The sequence below is a fragment of the Pseudomonas sp. genome (assembly GCF_036404235.1).
Lineage (GTDB): Bacteria > Pseudomonadota > Gammaproteobacteria > Pseudomonadales > Pseudomonadaceae > Aquipseudomonas.
Genome location: NZ_DASWOT010000028.1, coordinates 1 through 21,235, shown reverse-complemented (window position 1 = coordinate 21,235; position 21,235 = coordinate 1). Strand labels below are relative to the sequence as shown.

21 protein-coding genes and 5 pseudogenes are annotated in these 21,235 nt (G+C 54.5%); 12 read left to right on the top strand and 14 right to left on the bottom strand.

The annotated features are described in order from the left end of the window. Positions 1 to 36: 36 nt before the first annotated feature. From VGC62_RS03920 to VGC62_RS03910, 3 genes are all read right to left on the bottom strand, one after another. The gene (locus VGC62_RS03920) at positions 37 to 657 is read right to left on the bottom strand and encodes a TetR/AcrR family transcriptional regulator (protein ID WP_331185758.1); all 621 of its coding nucleotides are present in this window, start codon (positions 655 to 657) and stop codon (positions 37 to 39) included. Positions 658 to 818: 161 nt separating this feature from the next. Beyond that, positions 819 to 1,427, bottom strand: a complete 609-nt coding sequence (locus VGC62_RS03915) for an alpha-ketoglutarate-dependent dioxygenase AlkB family protein (protein WP_331185757.1) — start codon at positions 1,425 to 1,427, stop codon at positions 819 to 821. Between the two features lie 58 nt (positions 1,428 to 1,485). Next, on the bottom strand, positions 1,486 to 1,821 hold the full coding sequence (locus tag VGC62_RS03910; protein WP_331185756.1) for a helix-turn-helix domain-containing protein: 336 nt from the start codon (positions 1,819 to 1,821) through the stop codon (positions 1,486 to 1,488). Positions 1,822 to 1,880: 59 nt separating this feature from the next. Between VGC62_RS03910 and VGC62_RS03905 the strand changes: the two genes are divergently transcribed. From VGC62_RS03905 to VGC62_RS03880, 6 genes and pseudogenes are all read left to right on the top strand, one after another. Continuing rightward, a complete protein-coding gene (locus VGC62_RS03905; protein ID WP_331185755.1) occupies positions 1,881 to 2,972 on the top strand; it encodes an NADH:flavin oxidoreductase/NADH oxidase in 1,092 nt (363 codons plus the stop codon). Between the two features lie 341 nt (positions 2,973 to 3,313). After that, positions 3,314 to 3,970, top strand: coding sequence for a TetR/AcrR family transcriptional regulator (locus VGC62_RS03900; RefSeq protein WP_331185754.1), 657 nt, complete (start codon positions 3,314 to 3,316; stop codon positions 3,968 to 3,970). 575 nt (positions 3,971 to 4,545) lie between these two features. Further along, a complete protein-coding gene (locus VGC62_RS03895) occupies positions 4,546 to 5,385 on the top strand; it encodes a MipA/OmpV family protein (RefSeq protein WP_331185753.1) in 840 nt (279 codons plus the stop codon). Beyond that, positions 5,354 to 5,602 (top strand): hypothetical protein, encoded by a 249-nt coding sequence (locus VGC62_RS03890; RefSeq protein ID WP_331185769.1) that lies wholly within the window; start codon positions 5,354 to 5,356, stop codon positions 5,600 to 5,602. The genes VGC62_RS03895 and VGC62_RS03890 overlap by 32 nt, the downstream gene beginning before the upstream one ends. A 135-nt stretch (positions 5,603 to 5,737) precedes the next feature. Beyond that, positions 5,738 to 6,314 (top strand): annotated as a pseudogene (locus VGC62_RS03885) (IS3 family transposase); the annotation flags it as partial. Positions 6,315 to 6,397: 83 nt separating this feature from the next. Beyond that, a complete protein-coding gene (locus VGC62_RS03880; protein ID WP_331185752.1) occupies positions 6,398 to 6,811 on the top strand; it encodes a hypothetical protein in 414 nt (137 codons plus the stop codon). Positions 6,812 to 6,917: 106 nt separating this feature from the next. On the opposite strand, the gene VGC62_RS03875 is transcribed toward VGC62_RS03880, so the two are convergent. From VGC62_RS03875 to VGC62_RS03855, 5 genes are all read right to left on the bottom strand, one after another. Beyond that, entirely contained in the window at positions 6,918 to 7,172 is a 255-nt protein-coding gene (locus VGC62_RS03875) for a hypothetical protein (RefSeq protein WP_331185751.1), read from the bottom strand. A 115-nt stretch (positions 7,173 to 7,287) separates the two neighbouring features. Next, entirely contained in the window at positions 7,288 to 7,584 is a 297-nt protein-coding gene (locus tag VGC62_RS03870) for a hypothetical protein (RefSeq protein ID WP_331185750.1), read from the bottom strand. Positions 7,585 to 8,003: 419 nt separating this feature from the next. Continuing rightward, complete coding sequence (locus VGC62_RS03865) at positions 8,004 to 9,017, bottom strand: isocitrate dehydrogenase (RefSeq protein WP_331185749.1); 1,014 nt, start codon at positions 9,015 to 9,017, stop codon at positions 8,004 to 8,006. 403 nt (positions 9,018 to 9,420) lie between these two features. Beyond that, complete coding sequence (locus VGC62_RS03860; protein WP_331185748.1) at positions 9,421 to 10,182, bottom strand: YoaK family protein; 762 nt, start codon at positions 10,180 to 10,182, stop codon at positions 9,421 to 9,423. A 248-nt stretch (positions 10,183 to 10,430) separates the two neighbouring features. Then, a complete protein-coding gene (locus tag VGC62_RS03855) occupies positions 10,431 to 10,661 on the bottom strand; it encodes a hypothetical protein (RefSeq protein ID WP_331185747.1) in 231 nt (76 codons plus the stop codon). A gap of 150 nt (positions 10,662 to 10,811) precedes the next feature. Between VGC62_RS03855 and VGC62_RS03850 the strand changes: the two genes are divergently transcribed. The 3 genes and pseudogenes from VGC62_RS03850 to VGC62_RS03840 form a co-directional block, all read left to right on the top strand. Further along, a complete protein-coding gene (locus VGC62_RS03850) occupies positions 10,812 to 12,479 on the top strand; it encodes a SulP family inorganic anion transporter (protein WP_331185746.1) in 1,668 nt (555 codons plus the stop codon). A gap of 185 nt (positions 12,480 to 12,664) precedes the next feature. Beyond that, positions 12,665 to 12,895 (top strand): hypothetical protein, encoded by a 231-nt coding sequence (locus tag VGC62_RS03845; RefSeq protein ID WP_331185745.1) that lies wholly within the window; start codon positions 12,665 to 12,667, stop codon positions 12,893 to 12,895. Positions 12,896 to 13,080: 185 nt separating this feature from the next. Next, a pseudogene (locus VGC62_RS03840) lies at positions 13,081 to 13,212 on the top strand (DUF2934 domain-containing protein); the annotation flags it as partial. 91 nt (positions 13,213 to 13,303) lie between these two features. On the opposite strand, the gene VGC62_RS03835 reads toward VGC62_RS03840, so the two are convergent. After that, a complete protein-coding gene (locus VGC62_RS03835; protein WP_331185744.1) occupies positions 13,304 to 13,759 on the bottom strand; it encodes a MarR family winged helix-turn-helix transcriptional regulator in 456 nt (151 codons plus the stop codon). A 225-nt stretch (positions 13,760 to 13,984) separates the two neighbouring features. On the opposite strand from VGC62_RS03835, the gene VGC62_RS03830 reads away from it, so the two are divergent. Then, positions 13,985 to 14,710 (top strand): ABC transporter substrate-binding protein, encoded by a 726-nt coding sequence (locus tag VGC62_RS03830; protein WP_331185743.1) that lies wholly within the window; start codon positions 13,985 to 13,987, stop codon positions 14,708 to 14,710. A 425-nt stretch (positions 14,711 to 15,135) separates the two neighbouring features. On the opposite strand, the gene VGC62_RS03825 is transcribed toward VGC62_RS03830, so the two are convergent. The 3 genes and pseudogenes from VGC62_RS03825 to VGC62_RS03810 form a co-directional block, all read right to left on the bottom strand. Then, the gene (locus tag VGC62_RS03825; RefSeq protein ID WP_331185742.1) at positions 15,136 to 16,464 is read right to left on the bottom strand and encodes an OprD family outer membrane porin; all 1,329 of its coding nucleotides are present in this window, start codon (positions 16,462 to 16,464) and stop codon (positions 15,136 to 15,138) included. 1,027 nt (positions 16,465 to 17,491) lie between these two features. Continuing rightward, on the bottom strand, positions 17,492 to 17,821 hold the full coding sequence (locus tag VGC62_RS03815) for a hypothetical protein (protein WP_331185741.1): 330 nt from the start codon (positions 17,819 to 17,821) through the stop codon (positions 17,492 to 17,494). Positions 17,822 to 18,329: 508 nt separating this feature from the next. Then, positions 18,330 to 18,451, bottom strand: a pseudogene (locus VGC62_RS03810) (LysR family transcriptional regulator); the annotation flags it as partial. A 717-nt stretch (positions 18,452 to 19,168) separates the two neighbouring features. Here VGC62_RS03810 and VGC62_RS27580 point away from each other — a divergent pair. Both VGC62_RS27580 and VGC62_RS27575 read left to right on the top strand, forming a co-directional pair. Further along, positions 19,169 to 19,513, top strand: a pseudogene (locus VGC62_RS27580) (methyl-accepting chemotaxis protein); the annotation flags it as partial. Positions 19,514 to 19,762: 249 nt separating this feature from the next. Next, the gene (locus VGC62_RS27575; protein ID WP_414705740.1) at positions 19,763 to 20,071 is read left to right on the top strand and encodes a PDC sensor domain-containing protein; all 309 of its coding nucleotides are present in this window, start codon (positions 19,763 to 19,765) and stop codon (positions 20,069 to 20,071) included. Here the strand turns inward: VGC62_RS27575 and VGC62_RS03800 are convergent. Together VGC62_RS03800 and VGC62_RS03795 are read right to left on the bottom strand one after the other, a co-directional pair. Then, complete coding sequence (locus VGC62_RS03800) at positions 20,020 to 20,982, bottom strand: TIGR03915 family putative DNA repair protein (RefSeq protein WP_331185739.1); 963 nt, start codon at positions 20,980 to 20,982, stop codon at positions 20,020 to 20,022. The genes VGC62_RS27575 and VGC62_RS03800 overlap by 52 nt on opposite strands. Continuing rightward, positions 20,973 to 21,235, bottom strand: a pseudogene (locus VGC62_RS03795) (biotin synthase); the annotation flags it as partial. The pseudogene VGC62_RS03795 and the gene VGC62_RS03800, both read right to left, overlap by 10 nt.

The window sequence follows — 21,235 nt, the reverse complement described above, 5'->3', positions numbered from 1 at the left end:
TGTCGTTATGCACAAAAAAAGGGGCCAGCCCCCTGGCTAGCGAACTCTCAGGCCTTTCACGATCACCGCGACGGAGTTGTCGATGTCATCAAGGTTCTCCAGATTCGCGGTAATCAGGTGCAGCCAGGACATCCCAGTCAGCATGGAGACAGCCACTTCTACCGCAGGGCCATCGACAATTTCCCCGGTGCTGACGGCTCGGGCAAAGATCCTTCGTAACGTGAGCTCGCGGCGCGGTAGAAATTCATCTCGAAACTCGGCAATGGCTTTTGAATCCAGTTGGATCTCAATGAAGAAACTGCGCAGGGTTTCCCCGGCACTGGACGACCGCCACCAGCTCCACAGTGAGCGCAAATGCACGACCAAATCCTGTTCCAGGTCTCCGGTGTCGGGGGAGGTGACGAACGTCAGCGCTGCGCGTTCGTAAACGTCGCGCAGCAACGCGCCTTTGCTGCGCCACCACCGGTAGATGGTCGGCTTGCTGGAGCCTGCGCGTTCGACCAGCGCGTCCATGGTGAACGCCCGATACCCTTGCTCTTCAAGGATGGCAGCCGCCGCTTCGAGGATCGCCTCTGTGCTTTGCGGGCTGCGCACCGCACCAATCGAAGATCGACTACGGAGTTTGGCAAGCGTGGACTTGGTGGTCTTTTGTGTCATGGGCTTGGCGATACTCGAGATCGGCTGTTCAGTGCGTGGTGAACTCTATAGAAACTATCAGTGTTTATACAAGCGTTTTCAGGAAAGGCACGGTTAACGGAGAGCCTGGGAGGGAGTTGGTGAGGCGCGGCGATGAGTTGAAAACGTGCGTGCATTGCAGGCTACGGGAACCTTCTGAACGTCAGGCTGATATGCGGGGCGACCGATGTGTTGGTCTTCGTCAGGGCATGAAACCAATATCGTTGCGTGTCCCCTCGCATCACAATCAGTTGTCCATGGTGCAAAGCTATTTCCCGACGTTCACCAGAGCGCTTGTGTTTGAAGGCAAACTTTCGAGTGCCCCCCAGACTCAGTGACGCGATCACGGCGTGCTCACCCGTCGCCTCACTGTCGCTGTGCCATCCCATGCCTTGGGTGCCATCCTCATAACGATTGAGCAAACAGGAGTTGAACGCCGTAGCGGTCAAGCGCTCAACTTTAGCCCTCAGCGAGTCAAGGATTTCGACATCCCATGGTAACGACTGTCTCAAAATACCGGAGTGGAGGTAGTGCGATGGGGCTTGTGCATACCACGCCACTTGGCGCCTGGTTTCGATGATGCTGCCATTGATAAGCGCCGTATCGGCCTGCCAGGCAATGTCTGATATCAGGCGTGAGAACATAACGTCAGCTTCAGTCTTGCTCAGGACAATCCCGAAATCGTTCACAGTACCCTCTGAAGGCAGCAGATTCAGCCCTTCGGGTCGATCCAGGAACAGGTCTGCTTGCATGGGGGCGTCCCTTCGACGATCAAAAAACTCAACACGTGGGCATTCACCGCCGGTCTGGCTATTGCTGGGAAAGAATGCTTTTGAGCAACCCAGGGAACCGATCGTCAAGCACGTCGGCACGCAACGAATTCATATGTGTTGTTCCCACGTTGCGGGTATGAACAAGCCCTGCATCGCGTAAAACACGGAAGTGATGAGACATGCTGGATTTCGGCCGTCCCCCGTCTAGCTCGCCGCAACTGGCCTCAAGAACCCCTGCAAGGCAGCGGACAATTTCCAAGCGAATAGGGTCACTTAAAGCGTACAGGACGCGTTCAAGAGTCAGGTTTTCGATGGTGGGGTGTTTGAAGGTTCGCATGGCCCGAATAATAACAGGGCTATCGGTAATTATCATAGTTCGATTAGAATCGAATAACAGAATTAAAATTATCCCTTCGCCTCTGGAGTATTCCCATGGCTTTCCTGTTCGAACCCTTCAAATTGAAAGACGTTACTCTGCGCAATCGAATCGCTATACCGCCAATGTGCCAGTACATGGCTGAAGACGGCATCGTCAACGACTGGCATCACGTCCATCTCGCAAGCATGGCTCGCGGTGGCGCTGGCTTGCTGGTTGTCGAAGCGACCGCCGTTGCACCTGAGGGCCGTATCACGCCCGGTTGCGCGGGGATCTGGAGCGACGAGCACGCGCAAGCCTTCGTCCCTATGGTGCAAGCCATCAAGGCCGCTGGCTCGGTGCCGGGCATCCAAATTGCGCACGCTGGCCGTAAGGCCAGCGCTAATCGTCCTTGGGAAGGCGACGACCATATCCCCGCTTCCGATGCCCGCGCTTGGCAAACCATTGCGCCATCGGCCATCGCTTTCGGCGCTCATCTGCCGAATGTCCCAAAGGCGATGACCTTGGAAGACATCGCCCGGGTTCGCCAGAACTTCGTCGACGCCGCCCGACGCGCCCGTGACGCAGGCTTTGAATGGATCGAACTGCACTTCGCTCACGGTTACCTGGCTCAAAGCTTTTTCTCTGAGCATTCCAATCAACGTACCGATGCCTACGGTGGGAGTTTCGATAACCGCAGCCGTTTCCTGCTGGAAACCCTCGCCGCAGTTCGCGAAGTCTGGCCAGAAAACCTGCCGCTAACCGCGCGTTTCGGCGTGATCGAATATGACGGGCGTGATGAGCAGACTCTGAGCGAATCTATCGAACTTGCCCGTCGTTTCAAGGACGGTGGGTTGGACTTGCTCAGCGTCAGCGTTGGCTTCAGCACGCCCGACGCTAATATCCCCTGGGGGCCGGCGTTCATGGGCCCAATCGCCGAGCGCGTGCGTCGCGAAGCCGGTTTGCCAGTAACATCAGCCTGGGGCTTTGGTACGCCGCAATTGGCAGAAGGAGCGTTGCAGGCCGGTCAACTCGATCTGGTGTCAGTGGGGCGTGCGCACCTGGCCGACCCACACTGGGCGTACTTTGCGGCTAAGGAGTTGGGTGTTGAAAAGGCCTCTTGGACACTGCCTGCACCCTACGCTCACTGGCTTGAGCGCTATCGTTAAGGTTTAGCCGTACGTGGGGGGCTGGTTTTTTCGCGCACACGACGCTTGAAAACCATGCCGGCCCACAGCGACAGCAGATGAAGGTCTTAGCTCGTTGCCTAGGCTGGGAATGCAGAGGATGGAAGTAGAAAGTTGAGCATCCGCAAAGCTTCGTGGTCTAGACTTGGCCGCTGGCACACACCCCCTTTTTGGGTTCGCACGGTGTATAGCGTTACGCGTGTGTTCGTTATCAATGGTCCGCAACCTTGATTAAGTGCGGCGCGAGGGGGCACTCGCATACAGCTAAAAAACGCCGTCGACACGCTCTGCACGACGGTCTGACTCTTACACGACACGGCAGCATGAAGAAAAAAAATCCGACAGCGCTCGAACTCCAGCCTGAACCAAAAAAGAAAAGGACGCGTCTGCTCCCCGAAGTTCGTCGCCAGCAAATTCTCGACGCGGCGCTGATTGAGTTCAGTGCTCTGGGCTTCACCGGCGCCAGTATTGCCAAGATTGCCGAGAGGGCGGGAATCTCGAAGGCGAATGTCTATGTTCATTTCGCTAGCAAAGACGACATGTTCGAAACGCTCCTTGAGCAATTGATGAGCCGTTCGGAGCGTAATTGGGGGCAGTTGCAGAATCTCACCAGTGCTGATGACCTTATCGAGCTCCTTATCGACTTTGCCTACAGCGGGCTTACCGACGATACGATTGCGATTGCCAGGCTTCTTATTACCGAAGGTCATCGTGTGCCGCACTTGCTGGCGAAGTGGGAGGCCAAGGACATGCATGGTCGTATGGATCGCCAGGCGCTTATCGATGGCTATGTGGCGGACGGCATCGTGAAGTCCAGCCCTTTGACGGACCATTTCAGCCTTGTGATGGCGCCAGTGGTTTATGCGGCAGTGGCACAAATGGTTATGGGCAAGGATAAAGCGCAACACGAAATACAAGCGGTCAAGAACTCACACCGCAAATTATTGGCCTTGTTGTTGCGCCCCAGCAGCAATGATTAGCGGGGCGCTGCGAGTGAGCGACCAAATGTCTGCACGCTAACAGTCGAATGCCCTTGTTTTCCTTTGACTGGCAGCCGCATCAGAAGAGCTGATCGATCGTGTTGCCCAAGGCGACGGCAACGCTACGTTGTTCAGGATCAAAGTCGTAACCGACATCCCCCTCATCCGGCAATTCGCAATTGCGCAGACTCTCCAGCATTGACGGCACCGCATTTGTAGCAAAGTTTGCGGCTGAATGTCTCGCCTATGCGCGGTCGAAGCGCCTAGCTTTTCCTCATTAAATCAAAAACCTAGTGTTACCTGCGGTAGTGGCGACTGCGCACCCAGCAGGCCCTCTTTGCCGCAAGCGGCGTGTCAACAACTTGTTCAACCATTGAAGTCGGCAGTGAGTCAGGGCGCTGGCCTGGGGTGTTGCCGGCAATATCTGGTTTTAAATGGGTGTTTACTGACCGATCGTTCGGTAGTAGAGTTTTCGCTTAATGACCATTCGGTCATTAATGTTTAAATGAGTGCTTTGTGGCGCCTGCCGATCTCCGGCCGGGCCTTTCCAGTAGCCTTCTTCGGACGATTCGACCATGTCATCACGTGCTTTCTCGGAAGTTTCATTCAAGCTCGTTCGCACCTTACCGGCGACCCTGGTCATCCTTGCTGCCGGTGGCCTGCCCATGACGTCTGCGTTTGCGCAGACCACAGACACCACGGCCCAGTCATCTGGTGAGGGCCGGTCGGAAACTGATATCAGCGACTCAAAGTGGGGCATCGGGTTTGCAGGCGGTATGAACTATCGGGTCTATCGTGATTTTGACGACAAAGTCCGCGGCTTTCCTATGGTGACCTACGAGGGCGAATATGTTCATGTATTCGGTTCTGGTGTCGACGTGAAGCTGCCATCAGTAGGGCCTGTGACGTTCCGTCTGCGCGGGAAATACATCAGCGAAGGCTATGAATCAGGTGACTCGCCTTTTCTTCGAGGCATGAGTGATCGCGATAGCAGTTTCTGGGTAGGTGGCGTTGCCACCTGGAGAACAGAGTGGGTCAGGCTGTCAGCCGAAGTTCTTACAGACGCCATGAATAATAGCAAAGGATCTCGGGCAAAACTGCAGATTGATCGTCGATTCGCTGCGGGAGCCTTCGGCGTTACACCGCGATTGGCCGCCGAATGGGTGGACAGCAACTATGTGGATTACTACTACGGCGTTACAGCGGATGAAGTGATTGCTGGGCGCCCAGGCTATCAGGGTGCTTCAACAGTCAATACCGAGGCCGGCATACGTATGGATTGGCGCCCGGCGCTTAATCACTCGGTGTTCGTTGACCTGGGCGCCACCCTAATGGGAGGGGGTATCCAAGACAGTCCATTGGTTGAAAAGAGCACCCAGTACGGTGCTGGGTTCGGCTATTTTTATCGCTTCTGATCTAAGTGCATCAACGCAGGGCACTGATGACGGCCAAATCATCATCATTCACAACCCTGGCATGTGGCGACTCAATGAGTCAGGCCTGGTCAAGCAGGGCCAGGGCCTGCAACTGAAGGATATGAAAGAAATCGACTTATTACCGCACGACACCGTCCTTCAAAATCCAGCCGGGCGAATACGGCTGGTTGAGATGGCTACATCTTCCTGGGTTTGATCGATGGGGATGGTATGGAATAAGTCGATATCGGTGTGTACCGCATCAACGGGGTTTAAGGCCGCGATCCCCATGCCTGGCAAACCTCCACGGCAAGCTGTGGAGGTTTGTTCAGACTTAAAAAGAGGCTTCGGTCTCTTGTCGATGATGCGTGAAGATGGTGAGGAGCTGGGCCGGTTCAAGGTACGCAGCTTGATGCACGAGCTTGAGTTTGTGAGCAAACAATCAGGTTCTCATGCCTATAAACGAGCGACAGTTGAACGACTGGATATCCCGAATACGTTGAATCGAGAGTTCGATGTCCCGGCGCCCAATCAGGTCTGGTGCGGCGACATAACTTACATCTGGGCTCAGGGAAAATGGCATTACCTAGCTGTTGTGTTGGATCTTTGCGCACGTCGTGTAGTGGGTGGGGCACTGTCGGAAAAACCAGACGCCGAGTTGGTTATCAAGGCTCTGGACATGGCCTATGAACAGCGCGGAAGACCTCAGGGTCTTCTGTTTCACTCGGATCAAGGGGCGCAGTATGCGAGTTGTTTATTTCGCCAGCGGCTGTGGCGTTATCGCATGCGCCAGAGCATGAGTCGCCGGGAAAAATGCTGGGGCTGTGCCGATGGAGCGGGTGTTCCGGAGTTTGAAAACCGAATGGATACCGACAACGGGCTATCGAACGGCCCAAGAGGCCCAGCGTGACATCAGTCATTTTTTGATGCGTACCATTTAGGCGTTGCAGGTGTCCGGCACATCCGTGGTAGCCTTTTGTCTTCACACGAAAATGCTGGGGAGGTCGGACATATGAGTTACGTTGATTACGGTGCTGTATGGTCGAGACGGCTGGAAATGGCAGGGCAGTCTGGCGGTCAGGGGCCACATGCGCTGGTCAGTCGAGAGATGCAGAAAGACGCGCTTCTCAAGGCTCTTCCCCACTATCTTCTGTTTTGTTTTTGTGAGCTCAAGAGACACGCTTGTGCAACCGAATGGGAGCCCCTCGCAGGGCTGAAGCCGGCGCAACTTCATGTCATTCAGAAACATCATTGGCTCCCTGACCAGGCTTTTTCGCTGACGCATGATCAACTGCAGCTAGTGCTTCATGACGAGCTGCGCGAGCTTGCTCTTCCAGAACAGGCGTATCAGCCTGTCCAGGCTGATCTGGATCGTCTCGACATTCAAGGCATTCAATTGAAGAGGCAACCCCTTACGACAATCTAAATGTGCCTGGCGCAGAGACAGAGACCCTGCGTCTGCCTGATATGCTCTTCGCCTATTCAAGCTGCCGAGGAATAAGCCTGGATTGTTCCTGATGGATGCTCACTTCCTAAATGAGGTGGTTGAACACTCTGGAGAAATTTGCGTCGCCGTGGAAGCTGCTGTAGTGGGCTTGCACCAAGGCAAATCCATCGCTGGTCTCCCTTAACGCGTTAAATATCTCTCCAAACTGGCTTTCGGAACGGAACGTGAAAACGCCAAATCCGCTCTGGACGCCATCAAGTGCGAAATCATCAGCCTTTAGCACGATCTCGGTATTCTCGGTGATCAGCACATAAGGGAATTGGGTTTGCTCTTCTCGCATGTTTATCTCCTGGGGCATTCATGGATCACCCATGATCCACGGGGGTTGCTACTCAGCGGACCAGGGAGGTTCGCTGGAAAGCGAATGAGCCCCCAGGGACTGTCGATCGTAGCTGTCAGAGGACGATTTTTATCTCCAGATCGGCTTCAGAGTGATGCGGCAATGCACGCTGCGGCAGCAAACCCTGGCGAGCCAATTCGATATCTTCGAAAATTTGTTCGGCCAATCGTTTTAGACCTGACTGCCCGTGATAGGTACTTCTGACTAATCCGGTCACAGCGAAAACTTCGCCTTGCGGGCCTTCTACCATCAGCGAAGCGGTACCGTCAGCGTTTAACGTGCATTCAACCTTGCAGTCAGCCAGCAGGGCGCTGAGGGAGTGCTCGATTTCGACTTTGTTCAGCCTATCCATTAAACGGGTCCCAGCTAGATTCAAAAGGCCAGCATAGGGCAAACAAATCCGGTGTAAATGATGGCCTATTGCCTAAATGAATTGGCGCGTGCGCCGAACGTCGGACTATTCGCGACTGTCCTCTAAGGGATTCCGTTGCGCACTCTCGCTGTTAGGTGAGCGGTAGCGAACGGTGTGCCAACCTGAAAGAAAAGAGTTGCAAAAAGGGGGGGCAAAGGAGCTGTTGGAAGCCAGCTTTGAGCAACATGACGGCTGGAGTCAGAGCGTTGAGTGCTGTCTACAACAATTTAAAGTGAAACGAGGGCTCTAGGTTTTGATCCCTTGGTGCTGACAGTGCTGGGCAACCTGTAAGGTCTGCAAAAAGATCGCCAATCCTGGTTGGATTGGCGATCTTTAAGAAACTTTACCTGGCGTCGGGTTTAGTTACGCAGATAGGCGACCAAGGCGTCGGCAAAAGATTCGGTTGTGCCACTGCCCCCCATATCCGGGGTCACTTGGCTGCGCGAAGTTTCCAGGACTACGCGAATAGCTGTTCGAATTTGCGTCCCTTTGTCTACCATGCCCAAGTAATCAAGCATGTCCGCAGCAGCTAACAAAAGGGCACAAGGGTTAGCGAGGTTCTTGCCGGCGATGTCAGGCGCTGAACCATGAACCGCTTCGAAAATGGCTGCATCGGCACCGATATTCGAACCTGGCGCCAAACCTAACCCACCTACAAGGCCTGCGCACAGATCCGAGAGAATGTCGCCAAACAAGTTGGTTGTGACAATGACATCGAATTGATGGGGGTTCATTACCAACTGCATGCAAGCGTTATCAACGATCATTTCCTGGAATTCGATTTCCGGATAGTCCGCAGCAACCTCGCGCGCTACCTCAAGAAACAGGCCAGAGCAGGTTTTGATAATGTTTGCCTTATGCACCGCTGTAACTTTTTTGCGGCCTTTGCTGCGAGCCAGTTCGAACGCATAACGTACGATGCGTTGCGAAGCTGTACGGGTGACGCGAATGGTCGCCAGAGCGACTTCGCCATCTTCGGAAATAGTTTGCCCTTCTGGCAGATAAGCGCCTTCAGTGTTTTCGCGGACAGTGATGATGTCGATATCGTCAAAGCGCGAGCGGGTCCCAGGAAAACTGATGGCTGGGCGCACGTTTGCGTACAGATCGAAATGGCGGCGAAGATGAACATTGATAGAGGAGAAGCCACGACCAATCGGTGTCGTCAGTGGGCCCTTGAGCGCGACACCGTGCTTAGCGATTGTCTCGATGGATGAAGGTGGCATTAGCTGCCCATGCTGCTGCAAGGCCTCCAAACCGGCCTCAACGAAGTCGTACTTCAGATTGCAGTCAAGGGCGTCGAGTACACGCAACGTCGCTTGCATGATCTCGGGGCCAATGCCGTCGCCTTTGATGATTGCGATTGTTTTGCTCATGGTCTCTTCCTTAACAGCGCTTTATCAGCCTGCTGTATTGATTTAGTCATTGAGACTGCCGTCACAAGTCTGGCGATCAGCCTTGACCATCTTGATATCTGTCGTCGTAACAGTGTGTTGTGTTCCACCTGTACGCCGTTTGCTTCATCGATAGCGCGCATCAGATTAACATACGGCGTTAATCTAATGTGCCGTAACGGGTAAGCCTTTAGTTCTAGAGACCTGCGGACAATGAACGCGAGAGCGTTACATATCGAGGTGGTTTTAGGTGGGTATAGGGGAGGGCGTTTGGTTTTTCGGATCATTGTTGAGGTCGTACTGCCAGGTCAGAAACGGCTGCTTACCAATGAGCAACCGCGCCCAAGCAAGCACCAGGCTTCTTCGGTCCGAAGCATTTTATTGCTTATTTTCGCATGGCACGGCGTACAAAAAGCCTTGCGTCATCAAAGGCTGGAACTATCGCCAGTGTCACCAGGACCAGCGCAAGCGGTACCGTCGAGATGTAGCCAATGTGCTTGAATCCAAATGCGCCCACCACACCACCAAAGAAGAAATTCAGCGCCAGCAATATCAATATCTTGAGTCGGGGCCGATTCGCGAGAACTTTTGGCCGAGCCGATGACTTGGCGGCATTCCAATAGAACAGTTTTCCTAACTCAATACCGATGTCGGTGATGATGCCGGTTATGTGCGTTGTGCGGATTTCGGCTCTTGATATTTTGGTGATAACCGCGTTTTGCAGTCCCATGATGAAGCACAACAGCATCACCGTTACTGAAACGAACAAGCCTCCCACAGTGGACAATCGCGCACCTAGAAAGCCAAAGCAGATGAGGAGGAAGGCTTCGAACAGCAGTGGTATCGCAAATTCGCTGTGCATCCTTCTGCGGCGGGAATAGTTGACCATGACCGCTGAACACCCGGCCCCCATCAGAAAGGATAACAAGGCACCGATACCACTGAGCACCAGATCATAGGCGCCCAGCACTGAGTTGTCGGCCATTGAAGAGACAATGCCTGTCATGTGCGAGGTGTACTGATGCACCGCCAGGAAGCCACCGGCATTAATCGCCCCGGCTACGAACGCCAACGCAAACCCAAGATGCCGGTTTGCTTCTGTCGTGCGCCTTCGCGCAGTAAGGCTCCTGGCATATTTAATCGGCATTCGTTCACCCTTATTTCAAGAGTATGAGACCCGCAAAGCCCGCTGATGATGCGCATCGGATATCGCAGGGCCTCTCGATCAAGCCATCTCTGTTCATCAGGCGTTACACCCGCAAGAGTGTTGTGCCATAACGTCGCATGCCGATCAGTTCTGGTCAGCGACCCTGACTATGATGGGGATGAAGCCTGTGCGTGGGGCCGAGAGGCATTGACACTTGCGAACATGTTCAAACACTAGAAGGCGCATCATCAGAAATGAACTTCAGCAGACTTCATGCCTATATCCCGAAGCTCATGGATAAGATCATCCAGGCATTTGAATGACTGGATTTCTTCGTTTTCATTGACCAGAAAATAACTTCTTCCGGCGTCTTTTTTGAACAGAATAATCCATTCGTTGGTATTGGCCGGATTGGCTATTACATGCGTGTCGAAGTGCATGCCTTCGCCGTGTTTGGTTTTGACGTCTTCATGTTTCATGCGGATATCCGAGCATGGACTCATTCTGTCCATGAGCATGGTTAGAGAGGCTCTGCGCACCGGTTTTTAATGTGCCAGGGGAGATTCAATCGCTTTACTATTATCACTTCACGTGAATATTATGCACATGCCGCTAAAGAGAGGCTAGTCATGATTGCGATACGAGAAGCATGGAAGGCAGGCCTGTTAAGGCCCGAACACTGGCTTCGAAATATCATCTCTGGCGTCATCGTTGGCGTTGTTGCGCTGCCCTTGGCCATGGCGTTTGCCATCGCGTCAGGGGTCAAGCCTGAACAAGGTATTTACACCGCCATTATTGGCTGTGTGCTGGTGTCTGTCTTTGGTGGCAGCCGTCTGCAGATTGCCGGGCCGACAGGGGCATTTATCGTTATTTTGGCGGGTGTAACCGCCAAATACGGTATAGATGGCTTGCAGATAGCAACGATGATGGCAGGGGTCATCCTGTTATTGCTCGGTGTCACCAAGCTTGGCGCACTCATCAAATTCATCCCTGACCCGGTAATTGTCGGATTCACTGCCGGTATTGGTGTGATCATTTGGGTGGGGCAATGGAAAGACTTTTTCGGTTTGCCGAAAGCCGGTGGCGAGCATTTCCATCAACAGCTCTGGCATCTGCTTCAGGCGCTCCCCAATCTTCATATGGCTACAACGTTATTAGCGCTTTTGAGCCTGGCGTTGGTCGTGGCGGCGCCCAAAATACCCGGCATAAGACGTGTGCCGGGACCCTTGGTCGCGATGGTCGTTGTAACAGCAATCCAGTCTTGTTTTCAGTTTGCCGGTGTTGCAACGATCGGCAGTGCTTTTGGGGGAATTCCCCAAGGGCTGCCAGAGTTCAGCCTGCCTGAAATAACCCTGCCGCAGGTGATCGAACTGATCGGCCCGGCGTTCGCAATTGCGATGCTGGGAGCCATCGAGTCATTATTGTCTGCTGTTGTCGCCGATGGCATGGCGGGTACCAAGCATGACTCCAATCAGGAATTGATCGGCCAAGGTATCGCTAACATTGTCACGCCATTGTTTGGTGGCTTTGCTGCGACCGGCGCAATCGCGCGCACAGCAACCAACATTCGTAACGGCGGAACCAGTCCAATTGCGGGTCTTGTCCATGCATTGACATTGGTTTTATTGATTTCTTTCCTGGCGCCGGTCGCCTCGGATATTCCATTGTGTACGTTGGCGGCGATCCTGTTTGTCGTCGCTTACAACATGAGCGAGTTGAAACACTTCAAGCGCATGGTCCAGCGAGCCCCAAAGGCGGATGTCGCTATATTACTCATTACTTTTATTCTTACCGTTTTTACTGATCTGACCATCGCTGTAAACATCGGTGTGATTCTCGCCATGTTGCAATTCATGCGTCGGATGGCGTCTTCTGTCGAGGTGCAGCAGATGGTCGATAAAGAGCTCGAAGTTGAATTGCGGATAAATGGGCACGTTCATCTTCCACCTGGCGTTTTGGTGTATACCATTGAAGGGCCGCTCTTTTTTGGCGCCGCAGAAACCTTCGAGCGTGTTTTAGAGCAGACGCACACAGACCCAGGAATATTGATTATTCGTCTTAGACGAGTACCGTTCATGGACATAACAGGGTTACAAACGTTGCTCGAAGTTATTGAGCAGCTGCGCAAGCGTAATATTGTTGTAAAGCTGTGCGAGGCCAACGAGAAAGTTCTTGGCAAGCTAGAAAGGGCAGGAGTACTCCAGGCGCTGGGTTCGGAACATTATCATGCTGATTTCAGTGGCGCCCTTGGGCAATATATCGAGAATGCCCCGTCTAATGAGCGGGTTAAATTCTGAGACGCGCAAAGCGCCTTAAATCCCCTAATGCCGATTTTCAGCGTTAATCCGACCGACAACCGTTTCACGATGAACGAAAGGCCTATCACGTCCTCCCATGAAGGTGGCCGTGGAAACATGACCTGGTTCAATGTTGGCTGTCCTACCTCTCAGGTTTCCTGGGATCGTGCAGCAAGGAGCAAGTCATGCTAAGCACCTACCATTCTCGCGACTTCGTTGAAGGCGCTTTCCAGATTACTGTCAACGCCTACCGCGCTGGAGCAGCAGCGCCGTGGACGATTGATGTAGTGACACACAAAGGCGATGATCGAATTTCACCGGTGTGGCGCGAATACGATCGCAGTTACTCCAGGCTTGAAGTCGCCCAGCAGGCAGGCCTCGTCGGTGGACGTTTGATGATCTCTGCTGCCCACTAAATACCCTCTTGATCTTTGCGGTCTACACATCACGCTGTCGCAGCGATCTCTTATCTGCACGGCGCTTGATAGCCCAGATGCGCAATACCAGATCGTACTTTCCCGGTAATGCATTGTCACAAAGAGTTGTCACGGTGTTTATTTGATGCCGGGCAGCTATGCAGTGGTCCGAAGGGGGAGTGGGGATGAACATTGATGAGGACACTATTCGTCAGTTGGCGCAGGCTATTTGGGAAACCGAAGGCAAGCCCGAGGGCCAGCAGGCGCGGCACTGGGAAATGGCAACCAAACTGGCTGAGTCAGCAGCGATGGCGCCCGTGCGCCGTGGCAATAGGCAGCGTATCGACACTTTGTTTCCGGAGCCCGAAGATGATCCTGAGCCCAGGTAAGGGATCAGGTGTGTCGATTTCAGTTGACGGTCGCCGCAAGCTCATCGAGCAATGATTTGGCGAATGCTTCTGAAGCGATAAAATCCAAGGCCGTTCGTAATCTCGCCGCCTCTTCGACACCGAAGGTTTTGTCGAAAATGCACGCCACGTGCTCGGATATCTTGCGGGCTTCCAGGTATTTCTGCTGACCGGCTTCGGTGAGCGATACGCGTCGGCTACGGCGATCCACCTCGTCTACCAACACCCGTACCAGACCATCACGCACCAGCGGTTTGAGGCTGTGGCCCAACGCCGATAGATCCATCACCAACGATTGCGCCAGGTCACGCATCTTCGGCTCGCCGCCGCGGGCGATATGTGACAGCAGCGAGTATTGCGTGGCCTTCAGGCCGCACGTCACGAACGCCTCGTCATAAATCTGCCCCAATCGACGCGAGGCGCGGCGCACCGAGCCATTGGCACAGCTGCTGGCCATGCTGCCTGAGCAAGATGTAGCACGTTTCAAAACCAGATTACTCACTAATGACGCGTAGGACGCGATTATGCCTACACCAACGATAACGACAAGGCTTTTCAGGCGGACCAGTCGGCACTCACACCCGTTGTCTTGGATGAGTACTCCTACGTGAGTTCGAATAATGTTCAAACATATCTTTTGTGGCAGGATCGAGCGCCATTTCTACTTCCCTTGGAACCTGTCATGCCTATCATCCCCGCAACCGCCCTCATCGAACTTGCTCCCAAGGGTATTCTCAATGCCGCCATCAACCTTGGTAATCCGGTGCTCGCTCAGTTGGGCGCAGACGGGCAACCGCAGGGTGTTTCAGTTGCCCTCGCCAAAGCCCTGGCGAGGGAGCTCGGTGTCGAACTGCAGATGATCACCTATGATGCAGCCGGCAAGGTTTTCGCCGCATTGGCAGGTGGACAATGGACCCTTGCGTTTCTCGCCATCGAGCCGGTGCGCGAACAGGAAATCGCTTTCAGCGCGCCCTATGTGATTATCGAAGGGACTTACCTGGTGGACGCTGATTCGAAGCTTAAGGACGTGGCCGACCTCGACCGGGCGGGGCTGCGAATCGCCGTAGGCAAGGGCGCAGCGTATGACCTGTACCTGAGTCGTACTTTGCAGCACGCCGAACTGGTGCGTGCAGACACCTCGGCCGCCGCCGTTGATCTGTTCATCGAACAGAAGCTGGATGCCGCAGCGGGTGTGCGTCAACCGTTGGAAAAAGCCGCCGCAGCTGATGGTCATTATCGCGTGCTGGACGGGCACTTCACCGCGATTCGTCAAGCCATGGCAGTGCCGATTCAATGTACTGCTGCAGCGGCTTATGTCAGCGGCTTTATCGAGCGGCAGAAAGCCAATGGACTGGTGGCCCAGGCATTGGCGGACAGCGGACAATCTCCGTTACTGGTCGCCCCATAAGTCAATTCGCAGGTAATCATTGGGTTGTAGGCCCCCAGCAAGGTTTCGAGTGTTCTAAAAGCAGCTGACACGCTCGATCAGTTCCTTCGAGGCGCCACGACGGATGGCAGTGCCGGGAACACCGGTCGGAGGAGAGCCTGACGAACACTATCATCAGCATCGTTCATCGAGCCTCAATGTGCAGGCAACGATATCTCGATGATCGTCGGGAACGATGTCATGGTCCGTGGAAGTTCGCTTCAGGCGTGGCGCGATAATAACTCCAGCCTCCAGATACAGCTCTGCTGAAAAGCTAAGATCAGAGGACGCTTACAGACTGCCTCCGCGCTGAAGCATGGAGCGTTCCATGATGGCCGCGCTCCACGCTATGTTGCAGGACCCTACGTCGCCACATGGACTTCAGAGCCGCAAGATCCGATGCCAGATCAGAGGAAGTTGTAGGTGTAGTTGAAGAACAGTCGGGTCTGATCCTGATCAGCAATACCAGTGCTTCCCCCCTGGTAGGTGCCGTGACGCAGGGTAGTACCGAAGCCTTTTAATGGGCCGGTCTGCACCAGATAGTCGATGCGAGTATCAATCTCCGACTCGTGTTGATCGGATCCGCGACCGTCTGCCGCCTTGATATCTTCGCCTCGCAAGTAACTGATCGATGCCTTCAAACCGGGGAATCCGACACCGGAAAAGTTATAGCTGTACTGGCCGAAATTCGTGTTCTCACCTGCACGGGCGAAGCTTCCGACGGTGGCGTCGTTGAACAGGTAGAAACTGATGCCACCTTGGCTTTCGTTTTTGCCGTATTTGTTGACCACGTTGGCTTCACTGTTCCAGACGAAGCCACCGTCATTAGAAACCTCTGTTCTGCCCAGCATCAGCGACTGATTGCCTAACGTATAGGTGAACATTGTGCTCCAGGTGGTGTTGTCTACCTTGCCGGGATTTTTGGCGTAGCCACCATTATTGTTGAACGCGTAGCCCGTCTCACCATTGCGCCCGTCTGAGGTGCTCTTGAAGTAACGCAGATCAGTTTTAAACGAAGAGTCGTTGGTTATTGGCAGTACATGCACCAGCCCCAGGAAATTCTGCGAGTAGAAGTTTTCCAGGTTGGCATAGTAGTACTGGAGGGTCAGGTCTTTGTTCACCTTCCATTCGCCACCGGAAAACAGAAATTTATTGCTGTCACGCGTGGCGCCGGTTACCGATAGACCGGTGCTGTTGGTCGAGGCTCGACCCTTGACGCCCTCGATCTGGCCCCCGGTCAGGGTCAGGTTATCGATTTCTTTGGATGTGATCATCCCCCCATCGAATGTCTGCGGTTGCAGACGCCCATCGTTGGCCACCAAGATCGGCAGGTTCGGGGTCAGGGTGTTGCCATAGCGAATTTCGGATTTAGAGAAACGTGCCTTGGCTGTGGCGCCAGCGCTGGCCCATGTTGATTCTGCCGATCCGTCTCCTTTGCTAGGAGTAAAGCTGTTGACTGCGGGATGGTACCCTTTGCCACCGTCGAGATGGACACCGACCATGCCTTGCAGGTCCAACCCAAAACCGACGGTGCCTTCAGTGAACCCTGAGATGTAGTCGAGCTTGAACGATTGGGCCCATTCTTTCTGATCTGCCCCGCCGGAGTGGTTGTCAGAGTTAAAAAAGAAATTTCGCGTACCCAGCGACAATTTGCTGTCATCGATAAAATCCGCCCGAGCTGTGGTTGTCAGGCCAAGACCCACAGTTAAGCTCGTCAGCGCCCACGCGGCCGACATTTTTCTGCTTCTCATACTTGCCCCAAGGTGTGTTTGTTATGTGTTGTTGCAATGAACGAGTGTTGCTCTGCTCCACTGCATTCGGGTCATCTAATAACGAGCATCTGCCCGGTGTTTTATCGTGAAGCTAATCAATCGCCTCTCGCTGGTGAGGGGTGCCCAAGGCGACACATTGTTATCTTGGACCGAGCAATTGCGTCTTGGCTCAGCGCCCCGGACCTCAATCGCAACCTAGCGTGTCATCAATCAGCAGTTTGAACAGCTATGGCGAGGTGCATACGCCGCCTTCACACGCGAGAAGCTTGAACGTCCATTCTAAAGATGACCTGCGACATTATACGTTCGACTAAAGTAGATAAATGCCGCATAAAGCTCCGATAATTAGAGAAACTGAATTACCTAGAATGTAAAGATCATACGTGTACTCCTCTTCAGATCCGCGGCGCTCTTGGACAGGCACTTAGTACATAAAAAATGCAAGTAGAATCAGATGCACCTGCTCCCACTCACCCTTGTATGCGCCCACACATACGAGCTGAAAGGACGAAATGAAAACGTTTGTCGTAGCCATTCCGGCCACTGCGCGTGAAGCGCTAGTGGACTGAGCGGTTAGTCCATTAATTTATTTTGTGTCGCACTCAACTTTGCTTTGTATACCGAACTACCGATGATGACCTCAGCCATTTTGTCCATTTAAAGGGGGATGCCGAGTGCGCGTTATGAGCTTCGATAAGTTGGCCGATAGCCGTTTTCAAATCGGCCATGCCGGTGAAGTCGCTCCGGTGCAGCGCTGTTGTTTCGCGCAATGCAAGTAACCTTACAGGGGGCTGTTAGCGCGTGTAAGCGATTGAGGTGCTGACCCGCAGAACCCATCAGGGCCAGCGAGCACCCGCAGTAAACGTCCGAACTTAGGGGGAGGGCGATCTTTCGGAGTGCTCAGGGAATCGGAGTCGAGGATTGCATGCCATCGATCATGGTGTCGCCGATAATCCGAGTCTTTTGGACTATCGGCGACACGCTTTGGTGCTTAGCAAAGTTTGTCGATGACCCGCACGCCAGGCTCTCGTTGTGCTGTACCCCATTCACTGCTCAGGGTTTGCAGCACCCGACCAAGGAAATCCTTGTCTGCGGCCGCTTTTTTGCCGACGTAGCCTTGGCCTTTGCGGTACATCTTCAAGCGCGCACGCATGTGCGGATGTTCCTGGTCGAACTCTTGCTCTGCGGTGAAGATACCCAGACGGTCCATATGGACGTCGCCTTTCTCACAGACCCACAGGATATGGCTGTCGAGGGAGTCTTTGCGTGCTGCAAACAGTTGAGCCAGTTGATCAATGGTTGGTTGATTGTTCAGGTTCATTTTTAGTACCCCTTTGACCGCGTGTTAATCCATCTGGTTAGTTCATACTTTCGGGTGAATCGGTCTGCCGATTCAGCATTGCCAGTTGCCGATAAACAAGGTCCGTCGATACACAGAACCGGGTCTGAGCCAGGTCGATGCACTGTTGATGGAGGATGATTACGAGCAGGTTCGGTACGAAGGGGGGAAGTAGCGGACGTCATGAGGACACTGGCGAATTGATGGGTCGACCACAAGTATCATGAGGACGTTTCGCCAGCGCTTCTCGGCCTAGGTTGGACGATTCTGCCGGTTCAGCTTCATCAATCTGCCTTGTGGGCAGCACACATCAAGGAGCTGTTCGACGGCTTGCCGAACGCACTCAGAATACCTTTACCAGCTCTCCCGATCGGGGAGACGGTTGAACTATGCAAGCGAAAAGAGGCTTCGTCAATCGTTATGTAGTGATTTTTTTACCTAACTACATAAAATGCGTTTTCAGCACACAGAGGTCGACTCGTGACTGGAAAGCCGCTCCCTGTTGAAGCGTTGCCGCATGCCCGGCACGCACGGCGTTCATCAGCACCGCAAGGCCGTCCACCTCCATGATGATATTGGCGTCACGCCGGAACGTTCAAATGCAGTCATCATTGCGCATAGGGGGAATCCGAAGTCTGCCTTATGCGTAAAACGGCCTGTGTTTTCGGACAGGTCTGCGCTCACAAATGGCACCGGACGCACCAAAAACAAACACCTCAAACCCTCTAATGCCTCAAACCGTCTATTTACGGACGCAGTGCCGGGCCGTAGACGCTTTTTTGCATGCACTGAATGATGGCACTCTGCTTGCAGCATGTTGAAGTCTTCATAGGGAGAGATGCCGGTATGTTTTCATTGCGCGCCAATAAACGCAGGGCTCAGGACGAAGATGCTCTGAACCTGTTGTTCGACGATCTGGATCTCACGGTGCAACTGTCCGAGCAGCCACCGTTGAATGCTCGTTTGAATCAGTTCAGCAAAAACCTTCACCAGCGTATTGGCGAAAGCCTCACGGCGTCGGTCGACATTGCCGCGCATGCGCCGGAACTCGCACGAATTGCCAGTGAGACCGAAAAAAGCGGTCAGATGCTGGCGCAGGCTTCCGAGTTGATCGCCAGTGCCAGCGAAGAAGTCAGCACCACGCTCGATACCGAGTTGGTGCCCGGCGCCGCGCAGGTGGCCAAGCTATCCAAAGAAGTGGCTGTGACCTTGAGCCAATGCCAGCGCACCGGCAACGAAGTGTTGGTTCAGGTCGATGCCATCGGCGCCAGCGAGCTGAAACTTGAAGAGGTCATCGGGCAATTGTTCGGGCAACTGGAGGAGGTCAGCCAGGTGCTCGGCGTCATTGCCAGCATCTCGCAACAGACCAACCTGCTGGCCCTGAACGCCGCCATCGAAGCCGCACGGGCGGGCGAGCATGGTCGGGGTTTCGCCGTTGTCGCCGATGAAGTCCGGCGTTTGGCCGGCCACACCACTGAATCGACGGCCAAGGTCAGCCAGATCATCGACCGCTTTCGTGCCGACATGGACCTGCTCGGGCATGCCGGACAGTCGATGCACCATGCTGTTGCTGACGGTCGCGATGGCATGACTCGCATGGGCCAGGACTTACTCAGCACTCAGGCGGCCATGGATCAATTGGATCAGCGGGTCGGCCATATCGCAGCCGGTACCGAGCACATCGGTATTGCCGTGCATGCGATCAACCGTGACGTACAGAATATTGCCGGTGTCGCCGCCGATCTGCTGGGCAAGGCCGGTCAGGTGCTCACCCACAGCGACGCAGTCCGCAAGAGTGGCGACCATTTGCTGTCTGGGTTGGGCGGTTTTCGTTTGCAGATTCACAAAGCCGTGCAGATCAGTGTCGAACAACTGGCGGCTGATGCGGCGATTCACGGTGACGTTGCCGGCGCCGAGCGCTTCATGCGCAGCGTTTTGCAACGCGATGCGCGTTTCGAGCTGCTTTACATGGTCGATAAAAATGGCGTGCAGATCAGCGAGAACGTTGGCGCAGAGGTGGACGCAAAAGCCCCGACCTGCAAGGGCAAAAACTGGGCGCAACGCCCGTGGTTTCGTGAAGTAGCGAAAAATCTGAGCAGCTACATCACGCCGGTGTATCGATCTTCAGCCACGGACGCGTTCTGCATTACTGTCTCGGTGCCGATCTTCGCGGCCGACGGTCAGCTTGCGCGGGTGCTGGCGGCAGACGTCAGGTTGTCAGCATTGGTGTGAGGGAGCGGGCGGACAACCTTGTGAGCGTCCTGAACTTGCTTGTCGCCGCGGATTTTTTTGCCGGGCCTTGAGGCGATCTGGCTGGCTTGGCCGTCACGTTGTTTGCCGGTGCGGGCTTCGCTGATCAGCGCCGGGATCAATGGCCCTTCCGGGAGGTTCTTCCAGAAGCGCGCGGGCAAGTGACCTTGCATCACTTTGGGGTTCAGCCGGGCCGGGTTGAAGATATGACTGTAGTAGGTGAGCCACAGTTGGCCGTGCGGGTCGTCAGCGTTTTTTGCCAGTTGCCGCCAGGCGTCTGGACATTGCCTGCGATGGATTAATTGTTCGCCGTCATAGAACACCCCGTCTTGCGGCGTGGCGATCATCCAGCGATGGCGTCCCATGCGTCCGATGAAGTGCTCGCTGGCGCTGTGCAGAATGTCATGGGCCGGTTCGTGCCAGGCGACGTATTGCGGCAGGGTGGAGGTGTCGAGCATGGCCGCTTTGGCGGATTCATCTTCAACATTGGCGTCCTGCGGTAACGCCACGAAACGCAAGAACGCATGCAGGTGATGAGCTTCGCGACTGACTTGCTTGAGCCGTCGATGCAGTTCGCTGCCCAGCTTGTCACCTGCCAGCATCGCGGTGCGGTCGCCATGACTGACCCGCCACAGCACCTCATACAACAGGCTCCAGCGCTGCTCGCCACGATATTGCCCAGCGTTTTTCAACAGTTCCAGTAGCGTCAACGGAATGCGCGCCTGAAATGGGCCAGATTGTTCGGGATAATGACTGTCGGTGGCAAACAGGTCGGCGTCGTCGCGTACGCTCCAACTCACTTGATCCGGGTCGATCTGATGGCTGAGCAGCCAGCGCGCCTGTTGGCGCCACGTGTCGAACAGGTCGTCGCAGTCGAGGCTGATCATCCCCATAACCCCAGTTGTTGCGGCTGCGGGCGATCACGCAGTTGCTCACGCAGCAACAGGCTGGTGGTATCGGCCTGTCGTGGGTGGTAATCGCAGGTGATGATAAACGGGCGGGCCTTGGCCAGTACGCAGCGCAGGCGCGTCAGGTCTTCGTAGCGAATGCGCCGTTGTCGACGCAGTTCGATCAGGCGTTTGGTGGTGCGGATGCCGATGCCGGGAATGCGCGCGATCAACGCAGGCTCGGCACGGTTCAAATCCA

What these genes read in the sequence shown, in the direction of transcription:
- VGC62_RS03920 (WP_331185758.1), bottom strand. Translation starts at nt 657, where the DNA reads ATGACACAAAAGACCACCAAGTCCACGCTTGCCAAACTCCGTAGTCGA.
- VGC62_RS03915 (WP_331185757.1), bottom strand. Translation starts at nt 1,427, where the DNA reads ATGCAAGCAGACCTGTTCCTGGATCGACCCGAAGGGCTGAATCTGCTG.
- VGC62_RS03910 (WP_331185756.1), bottom strand. Translation starts at nt 1,821, where the DNA reads ATGATAATTACCGATAGCCCTGTTATTATTCGGGCCATGCGAACCTTC.
- VGC62_RS03905 (WP_331185755.1), top strand. Translation starts at nt 1,881, where the DNA reads ATGGCTTTCCTGTTCGAACCCTTCAAATTGAAAGACGTTACTCTGCGC.
- VGC62_RS03900 (WP_331185754.1), top strand. Translation starts at nt 3,314, where the DNA reads ATGAAGAAAAAAAATCCGACAGCGCTCGAACTCCAGCCTGAACCAAAA.
- VGC62_RS03895 (WP_331185753.1), top strand. Translation starts at nt 4,546, where the DNA reads ATGTCATCACGTGCTTTCTCGGAAGTTTCATTCAAGCTCGTTCGCACC.
- VGC62_RS03880 (WP_331185752.1), top strand. Translation starts at nt 6,398, where the DNA reads ATGAGTTACGTTGATTACGGTGCTGTATGGTCGAGACGGCTGGAAATG.
- VGC62_RS03875 (WP_331185751.1), bottom strand. Translation starts at nt 7,172, where the DNA reads ATGCGAGAAGAGCAAACCCAATTCCCTTATGTGCTGATCACCGAGAAT.
- VGC62_RS03870 (WP_331185750.1), bottom strand. Translation starts at nt 7,584, where the DNA reads ATGGATAGGCTGAACAAAGTCGAAATCGAGCACTCCCTCAGCGCCCTG.
- VGC62_RS03865 (WP_331185749.1), bottom strand. Translation starts at nt 9,017, where the DNA reads ATGAGCAAAACAATCGCAATCATCAAAGGCGACGGCATTGGCCCCGAG.
- VGC62_RS03860 (WP_331185748.1), bottom strand. Translation starts at nt 10,182, where the DNA reads ATGCCGATTAAATATGCCAGGAGCCTTACTGCGCGAAGGCGCACGACA.
- VGC62_RS03855 (WP_331185747.1), bottom strand. Translation starts at nt 10,661, where the DNA reads ATGAAACATGAAGACGTCAAAACCAAACACGGCGAAGGCATGCACTTC.
- VGC62_RS03850 (WP_331185746.1), top strand. Translation starts at nt 10,812, where the DNA reads ATGATTGCGATACGAGAAGCATGGAAGGCAGGCCTGTTAAGGCCCGAA.
- VGC62_RS03845 (WP_331185745.1), top strand. Translation starts at nt 12,665, where the DNA reads ATGCTAAGCACCTACCATTCTCGCGACTTCGTTGAAGGCGCTTTCCAG.
- VGC62_RS03835 (WP_331185744.1), bottom strand. Translation starts at nt 13,759, where the DNA reads ATGGCCAGCAGCTGTGCCAATGGCTCGGTGCGCCGCGCCTCGCGTCGA.
- VGC62_RS03830 (WP_331185743.1), top strand. Translation starts at nt 13,985, where the DNA reads ATGCCTATCATCCCCGCAACCGCCCTCATCGAACTTGCTCCCAAGGGT.
- VGC62_RS03825 (WP_331185742.1), bottom strand. Translation starts at nt 16,464, where the DNA reads ATGTCGGCCGCGTGGGCGCTGACGAGCTTAACTGTGGGTCTTGGCCTG.
- VGC62_RS03815 (WP_331185741.1), bottom strand. Translation starts at nt 17,821, where the DNA reads ATGAACCTGAACAATCAACCAACCATTGATCAACTGGCTCAACTGTTT.
- VGC62_RS27575 (WP_414705740.1), top strand. Translation starts at nt 19,763, where the DNA reads ATGCGCAGCGTTTTGCAACGCGATGCGCGTTTCGAGCTGCTTTACATG.
- VGC62_RS03800 (WP_331185739.1), bottom strand. Translation starts at nt 20,982, where the DNA reads ATGGGGATGATCAGCCTCGACTGCGACGACCTGTTCGACACGTGGCGC.